10 protein-coding genes and 1 tRNA gene are annotated in these 9,671 nt (G+C 64.7%); 6 read left to right on the top strand and 5 right to left on the bottom strand.

Features of this window, described 5'->3' with window-relative positions; all coding sequences use genetic code 11:
• From VKP62_15550 to VKP62_15535, 4 genes are all read left to right on the top strand, one after another.
• Window positions 1–308, top strand: a 308-nt coding sequence (locus VKP62_15550) for a hypothetical protein (GenBank protein MEB3198611.1), incomplete at its 5' end; no start/stop codon positions are given.
• A 53-nt stretch (window positions 309–361) separates the two neighbouring features.
• Window positions 362–1,360, top strand: a complete 999-nt coding sequence (locus tag VKP62_15545) for a hypothetical protein (protein ID MEB3198610.1) — start codon at window positions 362–364, stop codon at window positions 1,358–1,360.
• A gap of 266 nt (window positions 1,361–1,626) precedes the next feature.
• On the top strand, window positions 1,627–2,937 hold the full coding sequence (locus tag VKP62_15540; protein ID MEB3198609.1) for a hypothetical protein: 1,311 nt from the start codon (window positions 1,627–1,629) through the stop codon (window positions 2,935–2,937).
• Window positions 2,938–3,166: 229 nt separating this feature from the next.
• Complete coding sequence (locus VKP62_15535; GenBank protein ID MEB3198608.1) at window positions 3,167–4,018, top strand: mechanosensitive ion channel domain-containing protein; 852 nt, start codon at window positions 3,167–3,169, stop codon at window positions 4,016–4,018.
• A gap of 74 nt (window positions 4,019–4,092) precedes the next feature.
• Here VKP62_15535 and VKP62_15530 read toward each other — a convergent pair.
• From VKP62_15530 to VKP62_15515, 4 genes are all read right to left on the bottom strand, one after another.
• Window positions 4,093–4,164: transfer RNA gene (locus VKP62_15530), tRNA-Val, on the bottom strand.
• Window positions 4,165–4,223: 59 nt separating this feature from the next.
• Window positions 4,224–5,540 carry a C39 family peptidase gene (locus VKP62_15525; protein MEB3198607.1) on the bottom strand — a complete coding sequence of 439 codons (1,317 nt, stop codon included), beginning with the start codon at window positions 5,538–5,540 and terminating at the stop codon, window positions 4,224–4,226.
• 29 nt (window positions 5,541–5,569) lie between these two features.
• A complete protein-coding gene (locus VKP62_15520; protein MEB3198606.1) occupies window positions 5,570–6,550 on the bottom strand; it encodes a hypothetical protein in 981 nt (326 codons plus the stop codon).
• Window positions 6,551–6,651: 101 nt separating this feature from the next.
• Window positions 6,652–7,155: a hypothetical protein gene (locus tag VKP62_15515; GenBank protein ID MEB3198605.1), complete on the bottom strand. Its 504-nt coding sequence runs from the start codon at window positions 7,153–7,155 to the stop codon at window positions 6,652–6,654.
• Between the two features lie 140 nt (window positions 7,156–7,295).
• On the opposite strand from VKP62_15515, the gene thiL reads away from it, so the two are divergent.
• Entirely contained in the window at window positions 7,296–8,360 is a 1,065-nt protein-coding gene (gene thiL, locus VKP62_15510; GenBank protein MEB3198604.1) for a thiamine-phosphate kinase, read from the top strand.
• A 100-nt stretch (window positions 8,361–8,460) separates the two neighbouring features.
• On the opposite strand, the gene VKP62_15505 is transcribed toward thiL, so the two are convergent.
• Entirely contained in the window at window positions 8,461–8,649 is a 189-nt protein-coding gene (locus VKP62_15505) for a hypothetical protein (protein ID MEB3198603.1), read from the bottom strand.
• A gap of 248 nt (window positions 8,650–8,897) precedes the next feature.
• Between VKP62_15505 and VKP62_15500 the strand changes: the two genes are divergently transcribed.
• Window positions 8,898–9,638, top strand: a complete 741-nt coding sequence (locus VKP62_15500; GenBank protein MEB3198602.1) for an alpha/beta fold hydrolase — start codon at window positions 8,898–8,900, stop codon at window positions 9,636–9,638.
• The last annotated feature ends 33 nt before the right edge of the window (window positions 9,639–9,671 follow it).

The raw sequence follows: 9,671 nt of genomic DNA, 5'->3' as shown, positions 1-9,671 counted from the left end.
GCCTGGTCAGCCCGGCGGATGGGGACCCGGACAGCCTGGTCAGCCCGGCGGATGGGGACCCGGACAGCCTGGTCAGCCCGGTCAGCCTGGCCAGCCCGGTCAACCTGGCGGATGGGGACCCGGACAGCCCGGTCAACCCGGTCAGCCTGGCCAGCCCGGTCAACCTGGCGGATGGGGACCCGGACAGCCTGGTCAGCCCGGTCAGCCTGGCCAGCCCGGCCAGCCCGGCGGATGGGGACCCGGACAGCCTGGTCAGCCTGGTCAGCCCGGCGGATGGGGACCCGGTCAGCCCGGTCAGCCCGGCATGACGCCCCCAGGCGCCAACTGGACCTGGGGTAAACCACAAGGCGGCCCCGGCGGTATGAACGGCGGCCCTGGCGGCATGAACGGCGGCCCCGGCGGTATGAACGGCGGCCCCGGCGGCATGGCCTCCCAGCTCAAGGAGACCATCAAGAAGGCGGGGGTCCAGGTCGACGCCAGCAAGCGCAAGGCCACCCTCAAGATCGCCATGGCGGGAGACGGCGAAGGAGAGCGGGAAAATCTGCTCGAGCGCTCGTATGACGCCGATGGCAACCTCGCCGATGTCACGCAGACCGTGAAGGGCAAGAGCCCGGATGGACGGGCAGCGGAGGGAGCACGCACCAAGAAATTCAAGCCAGACGGCAGCCACCAGATCACCTTCAAGGGCCTGCTCAAGATGCAGGGCTACGGTGACGTGAAGGTGGAATGGAGCAAGGAGGTTGGTTCTGATGGGAAAGTCACGGGCCAAGGCTTCATCTTCCTGCCCAACGGCAAGCAACTCCCCTTCAGCCTCAATGGTTTCAAGCCGAACAACGGCAAGCCCAAGAAGTGGGGAGAACTGCTGAAGCCGGGCAGCCTCAAGCCTGGCGTCAAGCCCGGGGAAGAGAAACCAGCCGATGACAAACCCGGCCTCAAACCCGGTGACCTCAAGCCGGGCAACTTGCCGAATGTGGGCATCGTGCAATGCTCACCGGAAGACACGAAAATCGGCATGGCCGGCAACGCCGCCGTCAGCAACGTGCTCAACATCCAGGTGACCAATGACCTGGGCGTGATCGCCGGCGGCGCGAAGGTAACCGTGGCGTTCAAGGGCACGGGCACGCACCTGGGTCAGGGCAACTGCACCTTCGTCAACCTGTTCGACGCCGGCTACAAGAACGGTCAGACCGGCAACCCGGTGGGTGGCGCAGAAAACGGGGCCTATCAGGCCGATGGCGAGAATGGCCAGGTCACCATCGACCCGTCGGGCCTCCAAGCCGGTAGCTACTGGCTGCGCTTCTCGACCAAGTTCAAGGACGGCAGCTGGGAAGTCGCCGAAGGCGTGCTGATGGTGCATTAGCACCAGCGCCACGTTCATCTTCGGGCCACGGCGGCGCAGGCTGCCGTGGCCTTTTGCTTGGGGAAGTTTCGCCGCTTCTCGAGGCCGCCTTCAAAATCCGGGCAATCGCCCCCCTCCCCACCCTGGTGGACCTGAGCCGACACCAATCGCCCCCTCACGGGACAACAAAGGCAATAAGAGTTCGTTAAATTGCGTCAGTTGGTGGCATACAAGGACCAAGAGAAAACATCGGGAAGAGAGAACCTTCGGGCGAGGAGACAGCCAGCGTGAAAATCGAATACAGAATCCGGTACGTGCCCGTCTACGGGCCACCCGAACCCGCTCCGGCCTCCATGTCCGCGATGATCAGCAGCGCTCGGGCAACCTTGAGAGCCGGGAGCAAAAAAGACCAAGAGCGGCTCTCCGAGATCCTGCAGGCCTTGAGTCGGGTTGCGTCCATCAGCAACAGCATGGGCAACAGCGGAATCGCAGGGATGTTGAGTGAACTGATGGGGCAGGCGTTGGCCAAGGCCCGGGCCGGCGACCTGAGCGGGGCCATGGAAATCGCCAACGCCCTGGTTCCCCTGGCAGAAAAATGCGCCGAGTTGCTCCATCGCACCCGCGCGAACATCAACAAAATTGCCAGCATGACGGGCCTGGCCGGCGGGGCTGGTGGCGCAGCTGGCGCCTTTGCAGACGCGGCCCGCGCAGCGCTGAAAGGCGCCAACTCGCTCGGTGAGCTCGAAGCGTTGGCGGGTACCGTCGAACAAGCCTTGGGCCTGTTTCAAAGTGTTCAACACCTGGACCCTTCCAGCCCGCAGCACGCAGCCCTGATGGGCAAGATTGGGGGCGCGACCAACGACATCGTCAAGACCGCACCACTCCCCGAAAGCCGCATGGGGCGAGATGGCGTCGCTTGGAGCCAGGAAACGGGCCAGCGCGTGCGGGACTCCATTCAGCAACTGCGGAGCAAGGCGCGCGATGCCGTGGCCGAGAAGACCTTGGATAAATTCGACCAGGCGATGGCAGGCTTGCTGCAGGCAGCCAAGCCGCAAGGGCCGAAGGCCCAGGAGGCTTTGCGGGAGCAGATCAACACGTTGTTGAAACGGGCCGCCTTGAGCGACGTGGCCGGTGCGAGTGCAGAGGCGGAAGCCTTGTCCGCAAAGTGGGCCCAGGGAGAGAAGATGCATGGAACCCTGACGCGACGCCGAGACCAGCTCGCAGCCCAGATCGAATCGTTGGAGGGGCCTGCCAGAAAACGCGCCGAGGCCGTGCTGGCCAAACTGGATGCGGCCTTGCAGGCTGCCGTGATGCCGGAGGAACTGTTCAAGCTCGACGCCTTGATGCAAACCGCCTTCGAAGCCACCGGGGAACTGGCAAGTGGCAAAGGCAAGCCGGTGTTGAAAGATCCGGCCTTCAAGAGGTTAGTGAATCTCGAACGATCGCTCAAGTCGATGAGCGAGGCCCCTGTGTCCCCGTGGAAGCTGGATGATTTGGTCCTGCAAACGCAGACCGAGGCCCCATCAAACGCGGCAAGACCGATTCAACCGCCGACACCTCCCGTCGCCCCCGGTGAACAGGCACCGACGAAGCCGTAGAGCGGCCTTCGCCGAGCGAGGCTGAGGCCCAGCATCACGCAGCCAAAGCCGGCGCACTCGCCCTGTCTCCTCCCTCTGCTTGGTGTCGCGGCGAGTCGGACGGCACCAAGCAGACGGCATGAGCGGTAGAATCCCAGCATGGATTTCGCATTGTGGGGCGCCCTGCGCGACCTGATCAGCCTGCCCCTGAGCCCGGGTTCCGGCCGGCACGCCACTGACCCTGGTGCAGGTGCTGGCCCTGGGAGGGATCGTCTGGCTGGCCCTGCGTCTCTCCCACTGGTTCGAACAGGGCCTGGCCGTCCCGGTGCTCCAGCGCACGGGCCTGGAAACCGGGCGCTCCTTCACGGTGGCCCGGGTGGCGCATTATATGGTGGCGCTGCTGGTCTTTATCCTGGGCGTTCAGCTGGCGCATCTGCAGCTGGGGGCCCTCGGCTGGATGTTCAGCTTTCTCACGATCGGTATCGGCTTTGGCCTGCAAAACGTGACCAGCAACTTCGTCTCCGGCCTGATCGTCGTGTTGGAGCGCCCGATCAAGCCGGGAGACTTCGTGACGGTGGGGGAGTTCGTGGGCGTGGTGCGCGAGATTCGCCTGCGCGCGACCACGATCGTGACGCTGGACAACGTGAAAATCATCGTGCCCAATTCGGAATTCATCTCGAAACACGTGATCAACCGCTCTTTCGGCGATGCCCGGATCCGGCTGCATCTGCCCGTGCGCCTGGCCTATGGTCAGGACCTCGATGTGGCGCAGGAAGCCCTGCTCACGGCGGCCACTCAACACCCGCGGGTGCTGTCGGAACCGGCCCCCTGCGTCTGGCTGGTGGACTTCGGCACGGATGCCATCCAGCTTGAACTGCTGGTCTGGATCGAGGAACCCCAGGACGCCGCTCCGATTCGCAGTGCGCTGAACTACCAGATTCATCGCGAATGCGTGGCCCGTGGCCTGACCATGCCCCACTCTCAGCACGATCTGCACCTGAGACAACCGGTGCGGATTGAATGGTCAGCCCCCGCTGATGGGTCGAAGCCCATCGCTCCCACGGCCCAGCCAATCAATCGGCCGACAGAGTCCGAGCCATGACGCCGGGGCCCCAGTGGCACCATCGCCAAAAAAACGGCCTCCAGCAGCAACTGGAGGCCGTGAACAATGACAAGTGGGCGGTACGTGATTCGAACACGTGACCCCTTCGGTGTGAACGAAGTGCTCTACCACTGAGCCAACCGCCCGGGGCCCTTGATTATCGGCGACGGGGCGCCCGGGTGTCAAGGCGACGCCAGGCGACCGCTCAGGTGCCGGGTTTCTCAGCCTCGATGATCAGACCCTGGAAATTGCCCCCACCGAAAACCGGCAGGTTGGCGAGTTTCTTGCTCTGCCACATCAACTCGAACTCTTCTTCGTCGAGTTGCTGGAAGGGGCCGTCGATCGAGTCGTGGAAGATGATCTTGCCTGTCATGTTGTTGTAGCCCACGACGGTGATGTAGTGGTTCTGGAAGAGGTCGTTGTTGAATTCGAGCAGCACGATCGGCGGCTTGCCCTGGTCGATCAGGGACTTGAGGTAGCCCAGGTTACCGCCCCGCATGGCCTTGACCTGCAAGCCGTTTGATTTGAGATTTTCCACGATCTTGTCGTAGTGAGTCGCTGTGTTCATGCGGTTTTGCTGGCGCACAAGGGCCTGGTAGTCCTGCTTGATGCCCCAGTAGTTGAGCACGACGGTCTGTGCGGCCTGGGCGCAGGTGTTGTCTCGGCCCTGCTTGAAAAATGGCACGTCCTTGACCAGCCGACTGCCGTCGGAGAAGCTGAGCAACTGGCGACCACCGGGCAAGCTGGCGACCTTGTAGGTGCCCTTGGTGGAGTCGAAGCCCGCCTGCCTCACCCGCTTGTTGACCTGCTCGTACTTGACGTTCTGCAAGGCCAACGAGGTGGTGGGCACGTTGGGGGCGGCACAGCCCGTCATGGAGGCCACGCTCATCATGGCCACCAGACCGGCGGCCACCATCTTGGCCTGGATCTTCAGGGCGTTGCGAATGTCCAGCTTGTTCACGAAGCCAAGATCGACCAGCACCTGACCGATCTGCTTCTTGCTGAGACGCTGATTTTCCAGGGCATCCGCCAGTTGCTTGCGCGACAGGCGCTTGGAGGCGATCAGAATCTCGCCCAACAACAGGCGCACAGCCATCGGGTCGCCCTGATTGAAATCACTTTGAAGCGACAGCACCGCATCGAGTTCGAGTGGATCAAGCAGGCCCAGACGCAGCAACACCTCGCCCAGCTTTTCATTGGTACGCCGCTGTTCCGCGACCGCGGAACCGAGCGCCCGGGAACTGAGGCGTTGCGACTTGCGCAGAATATCGCCAAGCCGCAGTTTGACGTTGTCGGCATCCCCCGTGATGGTGTTGCCCTTCTGCTGGGCCAGGATGAACTCCAGTTCCATGTGCGTCAGGTGCCCCTGGCGCACGAGCACCTCACCCAAGCGTTCATTGGTGCGCTGATGCTCCGCAATGGCATCGCCCAGCTGAGAGGGCGTCACCCATTGCTGGGAAACAAGAATTTCACCCATCATCTGCTGGGTGGGGATGTTCCGAGTCGGCAGGCTGGTCGCCATCGTTTCCTCCGGTGTCGGCTAGCAGGTCGTCAGCGGGTCGTGACCATCACGCCCTGTTGGCCATTCCTTAATTTCATACCCCAAGCCAGCAACGTCTTCCTTCCGGAAGTCGCCCAGGCTGCGCCTCTTGCCTCTCCCTCCCCCAGGGCGGGGGCATCGGTATCGACAAAGGCAAGCTGTGCATCGAAGGCTTTATGGCGCAGGGCCAGGCCGGCTTCGCCACGCTCCGCAAAGGTCAGCATGCCGCCGGCCTCGCGCCAGAGCAGTGCCGGATCGCGCAGGCGGGAAGCCGCCGAAGCAGCCACCACCTCGGGGCCCCACTCACCAGGGCGTCCCTCGCGCACCACGATCTTGCCCTCGCGCTGGAAGGCCACGACCACCCGCCCATCAGACGCCGCACACACGGCAGGCTCTGCGCCGGCCGTGGCAGGCGCAGGCAACGCCTTGAGGGCGCGTCCAGGGGCTCCGGCAAAGGCCACCACACCGGCGCCCATCACCTCCGCGACCAGCACCGCTTGATCGCCCACGCGGGTCACGGCCAAGTCCTGGGCGCCGTCCAGACCGGTCAGAGGATCCGCTGCCGAAAAGGAGGTGCCTTCATACAGGCTGTGATACACCTGCGGATGGGCGCCGTCACGATTCGAGATGAAATACAGGTGAAGCCCCCCGACGGCATCTTCCAGCAGGGCTGGGCTCTTGTCGGTGAACTCGCCTCGTGCGACCCACTCGGGCGTGCTCCACACACGTCCATCGCGTGAGGTCGCCAGGCGCAAGTGGCGATCGCCCGTCCGGGTAGACTCGTATACCAGCACGAAAGTGCCGTCCTGCCGGACACACAGAGCCGGCTGGGCCCCCCCTTCCGCCCCGAAACCGAAGCGGGCGGTCTGAAGGCTCGCGGGTTCGACGGGAAGCGATGCCAGGCGGGCCGTTCCACAACCTGTCACCAACCACGTGGCATTCAGCGCCACCAGGCAGGCACAGCATTCGAGAAGGCCTTTGATCCCGCGCACAACACACTCCTTCCGGGAGATTATCCGGCCATGCGGCAACCGGCTTGCCCCGTAGAGACTAAATTATGCGTTAAGTTTAGGTAGAAATCAGGGTGAATGATTCAACCCAAGCGGGGGGCCTGGAAGGGCAAACGCGCCCCTGCCAGATCGGCCACGAGGTCTGCGCGGCTGAAGCCGGTGGCGAAGACCATGTCATAGAGCTCCTTGAGCAGGCCGATGCCCATGCTGCCCCAGACACCGACCCGTTCGGCCAGCGCACGCGGCAGCACCCCATCGGCGATCCGCGCCAGCTTGAGGCTCATGTAGGCGCTCAGAAAGCAGTGACGACTCTTGTCGGCTCCGGCAGGCAGGTCGGCCAGGGACACGGACGTTTCCGCCGCAGCGGCGCTGGCAATCAGCAAGGCACGTTCGCGCACCAGGTCAGGATGCGGGGTCGAGACCGCGAAGGTATCCCGGGCCGCGTCCAGTGCCGCCTCATAGACGCGAACACTGGTCACGCCTGGGGTCTGCTTGACCTTGATCACCTGGGCCAGGGCCGGGCGCAGGGTCGGGTCCTGCCCCACAGACTTCAACTGGCTTTCAAGCCGATGATTGAGCGAACTCATCACGCCCTCCTGCGGCACATGTCGTGGCTTTTGCGCGCCACTTGCCCAAGTCGGCGTGAAGTTTGCATTAAAATGAGGGGGCCCCGTTTCTGCGGAGACCCAGCCCCGCGTGCTCACACCTTTTGACCTTCCCCGCTCCCATGCGTGACAGCCGCGCCCCACATCCTTCACGCGCCAGCGGCCTCCCTCTGGCCCAACTGGGGGAGGCGGGCCTGATTGCCACCCTGCTTGACGCTCAGCCACCCCCGTCTGGCGGGCTGGGCATCGGAGACGATGCTGCGCTGATTCCTCTCCCGGAGGCCCGCCTGGTGACCTCGGTCGACGCCCTGGTCGAGGACGTCCACTTCAGACGGAACACCTGTTCGGCCGAGGATCTGGGCTGGAAAGCGCTGGCGGTGAACCTGAGCGATCTCGCGGCCATGGGGGCCCGCCCGACGGCGGCGCTGCTGGTGCTGTCGTTGCCCTCAGCGCTTCCCGCTGCCTGGGTGAACGACTTTCATCGTGGATTCCTGGCCCTGGCGCAGGCCCACGGCGTCTGGCTGGCCGGGGGCGACACCACCGGCAGCCCGGGACCGATCATGGTCAGCGTGACGGTCTTCGGCGTGCCGGGTGCCCAGCTGCTGCGACGAGACCAGGCCAAGCCGGGTGATCAGCTCTTCCTGACCGGGGTGCCGGGCAGGTCTGCGGCCGGATTTCAGCTCCTGGAGCGGCCCCAAGACCACCAGACCCTGCCAGACGCCTGGCAAGACAGTCTCCGTCAGGCCCACCTGCGGCCCGTGCCTCAGATTGCGGCCGGCCTGGCCCTGGCAGCAGGGGGAGCGCGGGTGGCCTTGCTGGATGACAGTGACGGGCTGGCATGCAGCCTCCAGCACCTGGCGGCGGCCAGCCAGGTCGCCGTCATCCTGGAGGAGTCCGCGCTGCCCGCTTGCCCGGCCCGCGATGCGGTGGCCCGAACGAGGGGGGTGGCCCCGCTGGAGGGGATGTTGAACGGCGGCGAGGACTATCACCTGGTCGGCTGCTGCGCGCCCGACGATCGCGCATGCATCGAGGCGGCCCTGAGGGAGAGCGGCACGCCCAGCTTCTGGGTCGGGGAGGTCGTCTCGCCAGAGAGGGGGGTGACCAGCGGGGCCTGGCTGAGAGGCCTGAATGGCGCTCTGCATCGTCTCGACGGGCCCATGGGCTATCGCCACTTCGGTGAAGGATGACACGCCCGCCCGCCTGATCCCGTTGGGATGCGGCCAGGTGGCGGTTGAGCCGGCTGAGGCACGCTCAGGGCGCACTTCAGGCATCCCGGCGATCACGCCGTCAAGCGCCACCCGCCTTGGATACGCTGGCAAAACGCACGCGCAAGAGGCACTCCCCCGCGGTGTTGAGCTGTTCGTTCACGATGTACATCTCGAGTTGCTTGAGCACGGTTTCGAGGGACAACGCCGGCTCATGGTAGGTGCGTTGCAACAACAACTGTCCGTTGCGATGGACCTCGGCCTCGATCATGGGGGCACCCCTTTCGCACTTCGGGTCTGGCATTCCGGCACGAGCATAGGCATCGCGAGGATCCTCCGAAACACCCAGACTGACCAAAGACGCCGCCTGCTTTTCCCCCAACTTGAACGACTTGAAGTTCTTCGGCCAGAAAGGCCAAGACACCGGCTATTGTCGCACCGACGAGGCTTGGGAGACGCCCGTGAACTTGCTACAATCGCTCCATCCAGCTTCCCCTTGCCCAAAAAGGTGCCTGCGCCATGCCCGACAAGAAACCCACGGGTCTGCTGATCCTCCACGGCTTCACCGGCAGCCTCGACACCGTCCGCAGCATGGTACCGGAGGCCGAGAAACACGGCTGGCCCTGGCGCATGCCACTCTTGCGCGGGCACGGCACCCGCTATCAGGACATGGATGGCGTGAGCTATGACGACTGGGTGGCCGACGCCGAGGCCGCGCTCGACGAGCTGCTCGGCGAGGTGGAGAAGGTCGTGGTGGTCGGTCTCTCGATGGGCGGGCTGGTGGCCCTGACCCTGGGCCATCGTCGCCCACAGGCGATCGCCGGGCTGGTGGTGTGCGCCCCGGCCCTGCGTTTCCGCGACCCGCTGGCGGCCCTCACCCCTTTGATCAAGCGAATCGTGCGTTACTGGGACAGCCCCAACGGCTTCGCGGATCCCAGCTGCGCCGCCCGCTCGACCAACTACAAGAAGTTTCCCACCGCCGCCTTCCATCAGCTGCTCGACTTCGCCTGGGAAACGGAAAAACGGCTGGCCCAGATTCAGGTTCCCGTGGTCGGCCTGTTCGCCACGCGCGACACGATCGTGCACGGGATCGTGCCCCAGTTGCTGCGCAACAAGCTTGGCGCCCCGCTGCGGATCGAGATGTTCCAGCGCAGCGGCCACGAAATGCTGCAAGACTGTGAGGCGGAACAGGTGGCCCGAGCCGCCATGGAAGCAGCCCTGGCGTTTGCTCGGACCGAAAGCGCCAGCCAGACAGCCTGAACAGCCGCCGAACACACCCGGAGGCGAGGCCGC

The organism is Candidatus Sericytochromatia bacterium (assembly GCA_035285325.1).
GTDB lineage: Bacteria > Cyanobacteriota > Sericytochromatia > S15B-MN24 > JAQBPE01 > JAYKJB01.
This window is presented reverse-complemented; position numbering and strand designations above follow the sequence as displayed.